The sequence below is a fragment of the Roseateles saccharophilus genome (assembly GCF_004342485.1).
Lineage (GTDB): Bacteria > Pseudomonadota > Gammaproteobacteria > Burkholderiales > Burkholderiaceae_C > Pelomonas > Pelomonas saccharophila.
In genome coordinates this window covers 14334-27740 of record NZ_SMBU01000003.1, presented here as the reverse complement: position 1 = coordinate 27740, position 13407 = coordinate 14334, and the positions used below count along the sequence as shown (strand labels likewise).

General features: G+C 68.1%; 13 protein-coding genes and 2 tRNA genes. 10 read left to right on the top strand and 5 right to left on the bottom strand.

The features are described from left to right. The 3 genes from ahr to EV671_RS03380 all read right to left on the bottom strand — a co-directional run bounded on the left by ahr (window position 1) and on the right by EV671_RS03380 (window position 3172). Complete coding sequence (gene ahr / locus EV671_RS03390) at window positions 1–1014, bottom strand: NADPH-dependent aldehyde reductase Ahr (protein WP_132569885.1); 1014 nt, start codon at window positions 1012–1014, stop codon at window positions 1–3. A gap of 10 nt (window positions 1015–1024) precedes the next feature. Beyond that, window positions 1025–1483, bottom strand: coding sequence for a GNAT family N-acetyltransferase (locus EV671_RS03385; RefSeq protein ID WP_132569884.1), 459 nt, complete (start codon window positions 1481–1483; stop codon window positions 1025–1027). 147 nt (window positions 1484–1630) lie between these two features. Beyond that, window positions 1631–3172: a fumarate hydratase gene (locus EV671_RS03380; protein WP_132569883.1), complete on the bottom strand. Its 1542-nt coding sequence runs from the start codon at window positions 3170–3172 to the stop codon at window positions 1631–1633. 86 nt (window positions 3173–3258) lie between these two features. Here EV671_RS03380 and fumC point away from each other — a divergent pair, with 86 nt between their 5' ends. Then, the gene (gene fumC / locus EV671_RS03375) at window positions 3259–4644 is read left to right on the top strand and encodes a class II fumarate hydratase (protein WP_132569882.1); all 1386 of its coding nucleotides are present in this window, start codon (window positions 3259–3261) and stop codon (window positions 4642–4644) included. A gap of 34 nt (window positions 4645–4678) precedes the next feature. Here the strand turns inward: fumC and EV671_RS03370 are convergent, their stop codons facing one another. Continuing rightward, a complete protein-coding gene (locus tag EV671_RS03370) occupies window positions 4679–5257 on the bottom strand; it encodes a TIGR00645 family protein (protein ID WP_132569881.1) in 579 nt (192 codons plus the stop codon). 158 nt (window positions 5258–5415) lie between these two features. Here EV671_RS03370 and acs point away from each other — a divergent pair, with 158 nt between their 5' ends. Next, a complete protein-coding gene (acs, locus tag EV671_RS03365) occupies window positions 5416–7377 on the top strand; it encodes an acetate--CoA ligase (protein ID WP_132569880.1) in 1962 nt (653 codons plus the stop codon). Between the two features lie 237 nt (window positions 7378–7614). Here the strand turns inward: acs and EV671_RS03360 are convergent, their stop codons facing one another. After that, window positions 7615–7911 carry a c-type cytochrome gene (locus EV671_RS03360; RefSeq protein WP_132569879.1) on the bottom strand — a complete coding sequence of 99 codons (297 nt, stop codon included), beginning with the start codon at window positions 7909–7911 and terminating at the stop codon, window positions 7615–7617. 60 nt (window positions 7912–7971) lie between these two features. On the opposite strand from EV671_RS03360, the gene EV671_RS03355 reads away from it, so the two are divergent. The 8 genes from EV671_RS03355 to EV671_RS03325 all read left to right on the top strand — a co-directional run bounded on the left by EV671_RS03355 (window position 7972) and on the right by EV671_RS03325 (window position 13406). Continuing rightward, on the top strand, window positions 7972–8232 hold the full coding sequence (locus EV671_RS03355) for a TIGR04438 family Trp-rich protein (RefSeq protein ID WP_132569878.1): 261 nt from the start codon (window positions 7972–7974) through the stop codon (window positions 8230–8232). Between the two features lie 124 nt (window positions 8233–8356). Further along, on the top strand, window positions 8357–8776 hold the full coding sequence (locus EV671_RS26650) for a hypothetical protein (protein ID WP_165917455.1): 420 nt from the start codon (window positions 8357–8359) through the stop codon (window positions 8774–8776). Window positions 8777–8790: 14 nt separating this feature from the next. Then, window positions 8791–9339, top strand: a complete 549-nt coding sequence (locus EV671_RS26645; RefSeq protein WP_165917454.1) for a tetratricopeptide repeat protein — start codon at window positions 8791–8793, stop codon at window positions 9337–9339. A gap of 68 nt (window positions 9340–9407) precedes the next feature. Continuing rightward, window positions 9408–10229 carry a prolipoprotein diacylglyceryl transferase gene (lgt, locus tag EV671_RS03345; RefSeq protein ID WP_132569876.1) on the top strand — a complete coding sequence of 274 codons (822 nt, stop codon included), beginning with the start codon at window positions 9408–9410 and terminating at the stop codon, window positions 10227–10229. 3 nt (window positions 10230–10232) lie between these two features. Further along, on the top strand, window positions 10233–10961 hold the full coding sequence (gene dnaQ, locus EV671_RS03340) for a DNA polymerase III subunit epsilon (RefSeq protein WP_132569875.1): 729 nt from the start codon (window positions 10233–10235) through the stop codon (window positions 10959–10961). A gap of 33 nt (window positions 10962–10994) precedes the next feature. Next, window positions 10995–11069: transfer RNA gene (locus EV671_RS03335), tRNA-Val, on the top strand. A gap of 88 nt (window positions 11070–11157) precedes the next feature. After that, a tRNA-Val gene (locus EV671_RS03330) sits at window positions 11158–11232 on the top strand. A 479-nt stretch (window positions 11233–11711) separates the two neighbouring features. Further along, window positions 11712–13406 (top strand): DUF1302 domain-containing protein, encoded by a 1695-nt coding sequence (locus EV671_RS03325; RefSeq protein ID WP_243655555.1) that lies wholly within the window; start codon window positions 11712–11714, stop codon window positions 13404–13406. Window position 13407: the final 1 nt, after the last annotated feature.

Here is a 13407-nt window from a genome sequence, read left to right as displayed (position 1 = left end):
TCAGAAATCCGCGTCCAGTACGACGCGGTAGCGGGCCTTGCCAGAGCGCAGATGGTCCAGTGCGTCGTTGACGCGGCTCATCGGGAAGCGCTCCACCTGGGGCAGGATCCGGTGGCGGGCCGAGAAGTCCAGCATGGTCTTCAGCACCGAGGGAGGCGGCGTCGGCGAGGCCGACAGACCCTTCTGCCAGCTCAGCAGGCCGCCGCTCTTCAGCGCCATCGCCTCGGTCACGACGCCGACCAGGTGCATGCGGCCCTTGGGCGCCAGCGTGGCCAGCAGCGCATCCCAGTGCAGCGCGGCGCCGACGGTGATGAGCAGGAAGTCCAGGCTGCCGGCGGCGGCCTTCAACTCGGCCTTGTCGACGCTGGAGACGGTCTTGTGCGCGCCCAGCGCCAGCGCCTCGTCACGCTTGGAGGCGCTGGACGTGAAGGCCGTCACCTCGCAGCCCCAGGCGCGTGCGAACTTGACGGCGATGTGGCCCAGGCCGCCGATGCCGACGACGCCGACGCGGTCGGTCGGTTTGATGGCGTGCAGCACGAAAGGCAGGAAGACCGTGCCGCCGCCGCACATCAGCGGGCCGGCCGCGGCCGGGTCCAGGCCGCCGGGTAGCGGGACGGCCCAGCTCCAGTGCGCGCGCAGCCGGTCCGCGAAGCCGCCGTGGCGTCCGATCAGCGTCGGCTGGCGCTTGCCGCACAGATGCTGTTCGCCGCCGAGGCAGAAGTCGCAGTGCGTGCAGCTGCTGCTGTGCCAGCCCACGCCGACGCGCTGGCCGATCTGCCGGCCCTTGGCATGCGCGCCCAGCGCCGTGATGCGGCCGACGACCTCGTGGCCGGGTACCAGGGGATAACTGGCCGGGAACCACTCGCTGTCGATCATCGCCAAGTCAGAGTGGCAGATGCCGCAGTGCTCGACCGTGATCTCGACATCCTCGTCGCCCAGCGGGCCAGGATCGAACTCGAAGGGCTGCAGCGGGCCGCCCGCGGTGTGGGCGGCGTAGGCGCGGATGGCGGGCATGCGAGCCTCCTCAGGCGATGTCGTGGCCGTAGATGATGAAGCCGTCGTTGCGCGCCAGCCGGTCGTAGAGCGCGCGGGCCGTCGTGTTGCTGGTGTGCGTCTGCCAGTAGACGCGCCGCCCGCCGGCGGCCTGCACGGCAGCGTAGACGCCCTCGATCAGCGCGCGGCCCACGCCGCGGCCGCGGGCCTCGGGGGTGGTGAAGAGGTCCTGCAGATAGCAGGTCGGCTCGATGCGCGTCGTGCTGCGGTGGAAGAGGTAGTGCACGAGGCCGAGCAGGGCGCCGTGTTCATCCACGGCGACGAGGGCGTGGACGGGCTCGTAGGCGTCGAAGAAGCGCGCCCAGGTCGACTCGGTGATGGCGGCCGGCAGGGCGGTCTCGCCGGCGCGGCCGTAGAAGGCGTTGTAGCCGTCCCAGAGCGGCTGCCAGGCGGCACGGTCGGAGGGCTGGAGGGGGCGGACTTGGATCATGTCGGGGGGCCGTGGATGACCGCCCGATTGTGATGCGCTAAATCACTGATCCATTCCGGGTTCACGGCACCCGTGACGCATGAAACCCGGGGTATTGCCGCCCCCGCGGGGGGCGGCCCAACGTACTCGCCGGGCCGGGGCTTCGTTTCAGCCCGCAGCGACCGGGATGGCGATGCCCTTGCCCGACGCGATGCGCTGCTGCCAGTCGGCCGGGCCGGTGATGTGGGCGCTGGTGCCGCTGGCGTCCACGGCCACCGTCACCGGCATGTCGACGACGTCGAACTCGTAGATGGCTTCCATGCCCAGGTCGGCGAAGCCGACGACCTTGGCGCCCTTGATGGCCTTGCTGACGAGGTAGGCCGCGCCGCCGACCGCCATCAGGTAGGCGCTCTTGTGGTTCTTGATGGACTCGATGGCGACCGGGCCGCGCTCGGCCTTGCCGACCATCGCGATCAGGCCAGTCTTGGCCAGCATCATGTCGGTGAACTTGTCCATGCGCGTGGCCGTGGTCGGGCCGGCCGGGCCGACGACCTCGTCGCGCACCGGGTCCACGGGGCCGACGTAGTAGATGACGCGGTTCGTGAAGTCCACCGGCAGCGGCTCACCCTTGGCCAGCATGTCCTGAATGCGCTTGTGGGCGGCGTCGCGGCCGGTCAGCATCTTGCCGTTCAGCAGCAGGGTATCGCCGGGCTTCCAGCCGGCCACCTCGGCCGGTGTCAGCGCATTCAGGTCGACGCGCTTGCTCTTGTTGTAGTCGGGTGCCCAGTGCACGTCGGGCCACAGGTCCAGGCTCGGGGCCTCGAGGTAGCTCGGGCCGCTGCCGTCCAGCACGAAGTGGGCGTGCCGCGTGGCCGCGCAGTTCGGGATCATCGCGATGGGCTTGCTGGCGGCGTGGGTCGGGAAGGTCTTGATCTTCACGTCCAGCACCGTCGTCAGACCACCCAGGCCCTGGGCGCCGATGCCCAGAGCGTTGACCTTCTGGTAGAGCTCGATGCGCAGCTCCTCCAACTTGTTCTGCGGGCCGCGCTGCAGCAGCTCGTACATGTCGATGTCGTCCATCAGCGCCTGCTTGGCCAGCAGGGCAGCCTTTTCGGCCGTGCCGCCGACGCCGATGCCCAGCATGCCGGGCGGGCACCAGCCGGCGCCCATGGTCGGCACGGTCTTCAGCACCCAGTCGACGATGTCGTCGCTGGGGTTGAGCATGTAGACCTTGCTCTTGTTCTCCGAGCCACCGCCCTTGGCCGCGACGATGACGTCCACCGTGTTGCCGGGCACCACCTCCATCTGCACGACGGCGGGTGTGTTGTCCTTGGTGTTCTTGCGCGCAAAGATCGGGTCGTCCAGCACGCTGGCGCGCAGCTTGTTCTCGGGGTTGAGATAGCCCTGGCGTACGCCTTCGTTGACGGCGTCCTCGATGCTGCCGCTGAAGCCTTCCCAGCGCACGTCCATGCCGATCTTCAAGAACACGTTGACGATGCCGGTGTCCTGGCAGATGGGCCGCTTGCCCTCGGCGCACATGCGGCTGTTGGTGAGGATCTGCGCGATCGCGTCCTTGGCCGCGGGCGAGGCCTCGCTCTCGTAGGCGCGGGCGAGATGCTGGATGTAGTCGGCCGGGTGGTAGTACGAGATGTACTGCAGAGCGGCAGCAACGCTGTCGATGAGGTCTTGCTGGCGGATCGTGACGGTCATGGCGGAGTCGGGTGAGGATGGACTGCGGCCCGGATTATCCGGCGCCCTGCCCACAATGCGGCTTACAGCCGTCTGGAGCCCCTCTGATGAACACACGCATCGAACGCGACAGCTTCGGCCCCATCGTGGTGCCGGCCGACCGGCTCTGGGGTGCGCAGACCCAGCGCTCGCTGCAGAACTTCGACATCTCCGGCGAGCGCCAGGCGCCCGAGCTGATCCGCGCGCTGGCCCAGGTGAAGCGGGCTTCGGCGGTCGTCAACCAGGCCCTGGGCCTGCAGGACGCGGCGAAGACGGCGGCCATCGTCGCGGCAGCCGACGAGGTCATCGCAGGCCGGCATCCGGGCGAGTTTCCGCTGGTGGTGTGGCAGACGGGCTCCGGCACGCAGACGAACATGAACGTCAATGAGGTGCTGGCCAATCGCGCCAGCGAGCTGTTGGGCGGCGAGCGCGGCGAGGGGCGGCTGGTGCACCCCAACGACGACGTGAACCGCAGCCAGAGCAGCAATGACGTCTTCCCGACCGCCATGCATGTCGCGGCCGTACAGGCGCTGGTGGAACGCCTGTTGCCGCCGCTGCGCGCGCTGCGGGCGACGTTGCAGGCCAAGGCCGAGGCCTTCGACCACATCGTCAAGATCGGCCGCACCCATCTGCAGGACGCGACGCCGCTGACGCTGGGCCAGGAAATCTCCGGCTGGGTCGCTCAGCTGGCCCAGGGCGAGCGCCACGTGCTGGCCGCGCTGCCGCATCTGCACGAGCTGGCGTTGGGCGGCACGGCGGTGGGCACCGGGCTGAATGCCCCCGAGGGCTATGCGGTGGCGGTGGCGGCCGAACTGGCGCGCCTGACCGGCCACCCCTTCCTGACGGCGCCCAACAAGTTCGAAGCCATGGCGGCCTGCGACGCCCTGGTGCATGCGCATGGCGCGCTGAAGACGCTGGCCGCCAGCATGAACAAGATCGCCAACGACGTGCGCTGGCTGGCCAGCGGCCCGCGCAGCGGCATCGGCGAGATCCGCATCCCGGAAAACGAGCCGGGCTCGTCCATCATGCCGGGCAAGGTCAACCCGACGCAGAGCGAGGCGGTGACGATGCTGGCGGCCCAGGTCATGGGCAACGATGTGGCCATCAACATCGGTGGCGCCTCGGGCAACTTCGAGCTGAACGTGTTCCGGCCCCTCGTCATCCACAACTTCCTGCAGAGCGTACGGCTGCTGGGCGACGGCATGGCCAGCTTCGACCGGCACTGCGCCGTGGGCATCGAGCCCAACGAGGGCCGCATCGCCGAGCTGGTGGAGCGCTCGCTGATGCTCGTGACGGCGCTGAATACCCACATCGGCTACGACAAGGCGGCGCAGATCGCGAAGAAGGCGCACAAGGATGGCAGCAGCCTGCGCGAGGCCGCGCTGGCCCTGGGCCATCTGACGGCCGAGCAGTTCGACGCCTGGGTGGTGCCGGGGCAGATGGTCGGACGCTAGGACCAGGCCGCCGCGACGGCGCGGCCTGCCCGGTTCAGTGCTCCCCGTGCCTGGGTGCCGGCAGCAGCCGGTCCGTCGCGGCGATGGCCATGGCCGACAGCAGGAAGGTGATGTGGATGAGGGTCTGCCACATCAGCTGCTTCTCCTCGTAGGCGCCGGCGTTGATGAAGGTCTTCAGCAGGTGGATGGAGCTGATGCCGATGATGGCGGTGCCGAGCTTGACCTTGAGCACCGACGCGTTCACGTGGCTGAGCCACTCGGGCTGGTCGGGATGGCCTTCCAGGTCCATGCGCGACACGAAGGTCTCGTAGCCGCCGATGATGACCATGATGAGCAGGTTGGAGATCATCACCACGTCGATCAGCCCGAGCACGACCAGCATCAGCAGCGTTTCGGAGAGCCGGTCGGGCACGGCGCCCTTGGCGCCGACGCTGCCGGCCAGCAGCTCCAGCGCATGCCCGTCGCCGAAGGTGGCCTCGATCAGATGCACCAGCTCGGTCCAGAACTGCCAGACATAGATGGCCTGGGCCAGGATGAGGCCGACGTACAGGGGCAGCTGCAGCCAGCGGCTGGCGAAGATCAGGCGGGGCAGGGGGCGCAGCGGGGAGGTCATCGGATCCTTCGGGTGCAACGGAAAGCGGGCGGATTCTAGGGATTCACCGGATACGCCCGCTGCCGGGCGGCCCGCCGGCTCCGTTTTGGCGACCAGAGTAAGCGCTTCGTCAGTGACTCCTCGCACAGTCCGCGCCAAGCAACTTCAGGAGACAAGCCATGAGTACGCTGAAAACCTACGCGCCCAGCCCCGAGTGGGTCGCCAATGCCAACGTGAAGGGTGAGGCCGGCTACACGGCGCTCGTGGCCGAGGCCGAGAAGGACTATGCCGGCTACTGGGCCCGCCTGGCCCGCGAGCTGATCAGCTGGCAGACGCCCTTCACGAAGACGCTCGACGAGAGCGACGCCCCCTTCTTCAAGTGGTTCGAAGACGGCCGGCTCAACGTGTCCTACAACTGCCTGGACCGCCATGTCGAGGCCGGCAAGGGCGCGAAGACGGCGCTGATCTTCGAGGCCGACGACGGCACGGTCACGACCGTCACCTATGCCGAGCTGCTGGCCAAGGTCGGCCAGTTGGCCAATGCGCTGAAGGCCCGCGGCATCAGGAAGGGCGACCGCGTCGTCATCTACATGCCGATGTCGGTCGAGGGCGTCGTGGCCATGCAGGCCTGCGCGCGCATCGGCGCGACGCACTCGGTCGTGTTCGGCGGTTTCTCGGCGCAGTCGCTGCGTGACCGCATCCAGGACGCCGGCGCCGTGGCGCTGATCTGCGCCGACGAGCAGATGCGCGGCGGCAAGGCGCTGCCGCTGAAGGCCATCGTCGACGAGGCGCTGGAAGGCGGCGCCTGCCCGACGCTGAAGGACTGCATCGTCTACCAGCGCACCGGCGGCAAGATCGCCTGGGTCGAGGGGCGCGACCTGTGGCTGCACGAGCTGATGGCCGCCGAGTCCGCCACCTGCGCGCCGGAATGGGTGGAGGCCGAGCATCCGCTCTTCCTGCTCTACACCTCCGGCTCCACCGGCAAGCCCAAGGGCGTGCAGCACAGCAGCGGCGGCTATCTGCTGCATGCGGCCCTCACCACCAAGTGGACTTTCGACCTGAAGGACAGCGACGTCTTCTGGTGCACGGCCGACATCGGCTGGGTCACCGGTCACAGCTACATCACCTACGGCCCGCTGGCCCTGGGCGGCACCGAGATCGTCTTCGAGGGCGTGCCCACCTACCCGGACGCCGGCCGCTTCTGGCAGATGATCCAGAAGCACAAGGTCAGCATCTTCTACACGGCGCCGACGGCCATCCGCTCGCTGATCAAGGCGGCCGAGACCAACGAGGCCGTGCATCCGAAGAACTACGACCTGTCCAGCCTGCGCCTGCTGGGCTCGGTGGGCGAGCCCATCAACCCGGCCGCCTGGGAGTGGTACCACCAGCATGTGGGCGGCGGCCGCTGCCCCATCGTCGACACCTTCTGGCAGACCGAGACCGGCGGCCACATGATCACGCCGCTGCCCGGCGTGACGACCCTGGTGCCCGGCTCCTGCACGCTGCCCTTCCCGGGCATCATGGCGGCCATCGTCGACGAGACGGGCAACGACGTGCCCAACGGCCAGGGCGGCATCCTGGTCGTCAAGAAGCCCTGGCCGAGCATGATCCGCACGATCTACGGCGACCCCGAGCGCTTCAAGAAGAGTTACTACCCGAGCGAGCTCAAGGGCTACTACCTGGCCGGCGACGGCGCCATCCGCGATGCCGAGACGGGCTATTTCACGATCACCGGCCGCATCGACGACGTGCTGAACGTGTCGGGCCACCGCATGGGCACGATGGAGATCGAGTCGGCCCTGGTCAGCTGCACCGAGCTGGTCGCCGAGGCGGCCGTCGTGGGCCGCCCGGACGACACCACCGGCGAGGCCATCTGCGCCTTCGTCGTGCTGAAGCGTCCGCGCCCCAGCGGCGACGAGGCCAAGGCCATCGCCAAGCAGTTGCGCGACCATGTCGCCAAGGAGATCGGCCCTATCGCCAAGCCCAAGGACATCCGCTTCGGCGACAACCTGCCCAAGACCCGCTCCGGCAAGATCATGCGCCGCCTGCTGCGCTCGGTGGCCAAGGGCGAGAGCGTCACCCAGGACACATCCACGCTGGAGAACCCGGCCATCCTGGAACAGCTGGGCCAGGCTTACTAGCCTGGAACGACTGTTCAAAGCCGCGCGGTGCGCGGTCGGCGGAGCCGAGGGGCCGGGTTCGGGGTTCATTCATATCGCGTAGCGATGTGGGGGAACACCAAAACCTCGCCATCCTTGAGCAGTTAGGCCAGGCTTACTGACCAACTTCAACGCTCCAGAAGCAAAGGCCCGCGCATGCGGGCCTTTGTTCATCCGGCTGCTGCCGGTGGCCGCAGCTTCGCTGCGGCGGGAGGGTCTTTACTTGACCGTCAGAACCCACTTGGCCAGGGTCTCGGCCTCGGCCGGGCTGACCTGCGGGTTGGCCGGCATGGGCACGGGGCCCCAGACGCCGGAGCCGCCCTTCTGGATCTTTTCGGCCAGCTTCTTGTACGCATCCTTGTCCTTGGCGTACTTTGCGGCCACGTCCTTGTAGGCGGGGCCGACGAGCTTGGTGTCCAGCGCGTGGCAGGCCAGGCAGTTCTTGGACTTGGCCAGTTCCTGGTTGGCGAAGGCGGCGGGGGCGACAAGGGCGAGGCTGAGGATCAGGACTTTCACGGGTAACCTTTCCGGACGTTGAACTACAGTGGTTGCAAAGATACTTGAAGGAGATGCCGCATGGCATTCGTGTTGATCGGCGTGCTCTTCATTGTGCTGCGTCTTGGCGGTTGGGTGCAGTTTCACAGCGATGATTTCTGGGCCTGGGTGATCGTACTGTCGCCTTTCGCGCTGGCCCTCGCCTGGTGGGGCTGGGCGGATGCAAGTGGTTTGACGCAGCGCAAAGTAATGGATTCTTTGGACGCCAGGAAGGCGGCCCGCCGCGAGCAGCAGATGGAGGCCCTCGGCCAGCGCAAGCCCGGCGCGAAGAAGAAGCGCTGAGCGTGCACGCGACCCGGCGCCGCACCGCCGTGCGAGCTGCCCTGCCTGAAGTCACATCGAGAAAACCCGGGCGTCGCCCGGCCCTGGCCGCACGTTCAATCTGCGTCTTCCAGGAGAGCCCCGCATGACCCTTCGCTTCGTTCCTTTCGCGCTGGCCCTGCTGGCCTGCGCCGCATCCGCCGACGTCCTCAAGGACCCGCAATGGCAGGCCTGGCTGGACGCCGGCAAGTCCAACGACCTGGTCCGTGCAGCCCAGGCCCGCGCCAAGGCGCAGCCCGACGACGATCAGGCCGCCGTAGCCCTGGCCCTGGCCGCCGTCGACGACAACGATGGTGCGCGCCTGGAGGCCAGCCTACCGGCCCTGCAGGCCTGCGCCGACAAGCGCCCGCAGGCCGTCTGCAGCTACGCGTTGGGGCGCGTCTATGGCCAGCAGGCCATGACCGCCAGCGTCTTCAAGATGCCCGGCCTGGCCGCCAAGACCAAGGAGCAGTTCGTCAAGGCCGTCGAGCGGATCCACTGCTGTTCGAGGCCCGCAGCGGCCTGACCCAGTTCTATCTGATGGCGCCGGGTTTTGCCGGCGGCAGCACGGCCAAGGCCAGGGAACTGGCCGCCGAGGTGCAGGCCCGCCAGCCCGAGCAGGCCAAGCTGCTGCGCGCGCTGCTGGCCATGAACGACAAGGACTGGGCCGGCGCCGAGCGCGAGCTGGCCGGTGTGAAGGCGGGCGATGACCGCACCGTGGCTCGCGAACTGCGCGGCAGCTGGGTGCGCCTGGGCTTCGAGCTGATGGAGCAGAAGAACCTGCCCAAGGCCCGTGGCATCTTCGAGTCGCTGCAGCGCGACTATCCCGCCCACGCGGCCGGCCCCTACGGCCTGGGCCGCGTGCTGACCGAGATGGGCCAGGCCGAGGAGGCCGTCAGGTCGCTGGAGCGCGCGCGCGGCCTGGAAGGGGCCGAGCGCCTGCCCATCGACCACCGCCTGGGCCAGGCCCTGCTCGCCAAGGGCGAAAAGGCCGGTGCGAAGGCGGCGCTGGAGCGCTTCGTGCAGAACAAGCGCGCCAATCCGCGCAATGTCGAGGACGCGAAGAAGCTGCTGGCCGGCATGGCCTGAGTGGGCGGCCGCGGGGCGGGGAGGGGGCTAGCTATGATGCCGGCCGCTTCCTGCTTCCCTGATTGAGCATGCTGGTCCATCCCCAGTTCGACCCCATCGCCATCCACATCGGCTCGGGGGGTATCCATTGGTACGGCATCACCTACCTGATTGCCTTCGGCCTTTTCCTGTGGCTGGCCGGCCGCCGCGCGCGCATGCCCCAGCATGCCGCCGTGGGCTGGACCAAGCAGGACGTGGACGATGTGCTGTTCTACGGCGTGCTCGGCGTCGTGCTGGGCGGGCGGCTGGGCTATTGCCTGTTCTACAAGCCCGACTACTACATCGATCATCTGCTGGAGGTGTTCGCGGTCTGGAAGGGCGGCATGTCCTTCCATGGCGGGCTGCTGGGCGTGCTGCTCGGCCTCTTCCTGTTTGGCCGCCGGCGCAGTCGCGGCTTCTTCGAGGTGTCTGACCTGATCGCGCCCTGCGTGCCGACCGGCATCGTCTCGGTGCGCCTGGGCAATTTCATCAACGGCGAGCTCTGGGGGCGCCAGGCGCCGGCCGACCTGCCGTGGGCGATGATCTTTCCGCAGGCCAACGATCCCGCCGGCTTCGCCCGGCATCCGTCGCAGCTCTACCAGGCGGCCGGCGAGGGCCTGCTACTCTTCATCGTCCTGTGGTTCTACGCGCGCAAGCCGCGCGCGACGGGCCAGATCTCGGGCGTGTTCCTGATCGGCTACGGCGTGTTGCGCTTTGCGGCCGAATACTTCCGCGAGCCGGATGCCTTCCTGATGGAGTTCGCCGCTCGCACCGGCCTCAGCATGGGGCAGTGGCTGTGCGTGCCGATGATCGTCGGCGGTATCGCCCTCTTTGCCTGGGCTACCAGGCGCAACGAGAGGCCCGCGGGCTGAGCGATGAGACAGATTTTCTTCGACACCGAAACCACCGGCCTGGAGGCCGACAAGGGCGACCGCATCATCGAGGTCGGCTGCGTGGAGATGGTCAACCGCCAGCTCACCGGCAACAACCTGCACCTCTACATCAACCCCGAGCGCGCCAGCCACGAGGACGCGCTGCGGGTGCACGGGCTGACGGAAGAATTCCTGTCCGACAAGCCCAAGTTCGCCGAGATCGTCGACCAGCTGCTCGCCTTCCTGGCCGGTGCCGAGCTCGTCATCCACAACGCGCCCTTCGATATCGGCTTCATCAACGCCGAGTTGCGCCGTCTCAGGCGCGGCGTGCTGACCGACCATGTGAGTGGCGTGCGCGACACGCTGCTGATGGCGCGCGACCTCTTCCCCGGCAAGGCCAACTCGCTGGACGCGCTGTGCCGCCGCCTCGAGGTGGACAACACCAAGCGCGTGCTGCACGGCGCGCTGCTCGACGCCGAACTGCTGGCCGATGTCTACATCCGCCTGACGCGCGGCCAGGACGCGCTGCTGATGGACGACCATGGCGACGCCGGCGGTGGTGACGCCCACGCGTCCTTCGAGGCCGTGGACCTGAGGCGCTTCGAGCTGCCGGTACTGCGGGCCGACGCGGCCGAGGCCGAGGCCCATGCCAAGCTGCTGGTCGAGCTCGACAAGGCTGCCGGCGGCGCCTGCAAGTGGCGAACATTGGAACCCGCCGAACCCGTGGCATAATCGCGGGCTTCCCGGAAAGCCAGGGTGCAATCAGGGCGGTTAGCTCAGCGGTAGAGCACTGCCTTCACACGGCAGGGGTCACAGGTTCGAACCCTGTACCGCCCACCAGGTGTCCTTTCAAAGCGAGGGCTCGAAGTGGATCCTGAATGCGCGGCTGGTCGGGTAGGCCAAATATAGGCCAAGGCAGTTTTTGATTGGGCGGTTAGCTCAGGGGTAGAGCACCACATTCACACTGTGGGGGTCGCAGGTTCGAAACCTGCACCGCCCACCAATCAAGGACTCCACAAGAACCCGGCGCCAGCCGGGTTTGCTTTTTGCGCCATCGCTTGCTGCTCATGCGAGCAAAAAAAACGGGCTCTGGGACAGAGCCGTTTCCGACAAGCGTCGACTGCACCGCTCATGAGAGCGCACGCTGCCGCATCCCGCTGACTCAAGCCGAACTGGCCTTGCATGCGATGCCGCGCCGGTGTCCCTGGCCTCGTGCTCGCGGATTCCGCCGCGCAGCTGCCTGCCGCGAGCGAAGCCCACGGGCCCTCCGCCGGCAGACCTGGCAGGCTGCGGTTTGAACGAGGAAGGCGGCGCGCCCGACCTGTCGCCTTGGGGTCACGGTGGGCGGGTTTGCCGCGCCGACCTCCCCCCTGTCAAGAGGGGGGCTGGGGGCCTCCCCGGTTCGCAGAATTTCCTACGCTGATCCAGCCTTCACGAGCCCCGAAAAGAGGCCGTGAGGACACCCATACAAACGGAGACAACGTGAGACGACCTGCGCATCACCCGTTCGCACTCGCGCCGCTGACCCTGGCTGCCGCGACCCTGTTCCTGGCCCTGCCGGCCGGGGCCTTCGAGATCAACACCGGCAACCCCGATGTCAGCGTCCGCTGGGACAACACCGTGCGCGTCAACCTCGGCTGGCGCGTCGAGGGGCGCGATCCCAAGATCGCCAACACGGTGATCGCCGACGAGGGCGACTACAGCTTCGACAAGGGCGACATGGTCGCCAAGCGCCTGGACCTGCTGTCGGAGTTCGACGTGGTCTACAAGAAACGCAGCGGCGTGCGCCTGAGCGCGGCGGCCTGGGGCGATGCCGCCTATGGCAGCAGCAGCCGATCGAACCCCAATGCGCCCTTCGCCGCCATCCCGAGCTATGTGGGCAACCAGTACAGCTCGACCATCAAGCGGCTCTACCGCGGCGGCACCGGCGAGATCCTGGATGCCTTCGCGTTCACCGGCTTCGACGCCGGCGACGTGCCGGTCTCGGTCAAGCTCGGCCGCCACAGCGTCTACTGGGGCGAGTCCCTGCTGCTCGGCGGCCATATGCACAGCGTCGCCTATGCGCAAAGCCCGCTGGACCTGCAGAAGGGCTTTGCCACACCGGGCGTCGAGGCCAAGGAGCTGTTCCGCCCGATCGACCAGCTCTCGGCGCAGGCCCAGGTGGCCGACACGCTGTCGCTGGCCGCGACCTATGCGCTGCAATGGGAGTCGGCCCGCTATCCCGAGGGCGGCACCTATCTCGGCCCGGTCGACTTCGTCTTCAACGGGCCGGACCGCCAATACCTGTCGGCCGCCCTGGGCTTTGCCAAGCGCGGCGACGCCGTGCGGCCCCGGGACCGCGGCGAATGGGGCCTGGCGGCGCGCTGGAGCCCGAACTGGCTGGACGGCACGCTCGGCTTCTACTGGCGCGACTTCGCCGACAAGATGCCCCAGACGCTGCTGACCCAGCTGCCGCCCGCCGGCAGCCGCTACAACCTGATCTATGCCGACCACGTCAAGCTGTTCGGCATCAGCCTGGCCAAGAACATCGGCGGCGTCAGCCTCGGTGCCGAGGTCTCGCAGCGGCGCAACACGCCGCTGAACTCGCAGACCCTGGGCGTCGCCATCGGCCTGCCCGATCCCGGCCAGACCAAGGGCCCGCGCGGCGACACCTGGCATGCGCTGGTCAACCTGCTCGGCACGATCTCGCGCACGCCGCTGTTCGACGCCGCGAGCTGGGCCGGCGAGCTGCAGTATTCGAGCTGGAGCAAGGTGCGCAGCGGCGCCAACCTGTTCAACGCGGTCGGCTATGCGCCCTGCCTGGCCAACGGCACCACGCGCCTGCGCAACTGGGACAAATGGGACGGCTGCGCCACCAAGGACTATGTCGGCATCGGCCTCGGCTTCACGCCGAGCTGGTTCCAGGTCGTGCCGGGCGTGGACCTGTCGGCGCCCCTGACCTATGCCATCGGCCTCAAGGGCAACTCGGCCGTCACCTTCGGTGGCAACGAGGGCCTGGGCAACTTCAGCCTCGGCCTGTCGGCCGACGTGCAGCAGAAATACCGCTTCGATCTGAAGTACATCGACTACCTTGGCCGCTATCGCGACAACGGGACCGCGGTCACGTCGCAGAACGGCTTCACCACTTTCCTGAAGGACCGGGGCTTCGTCAGCCTGACCTTCAAGGCCACCTTCTGAG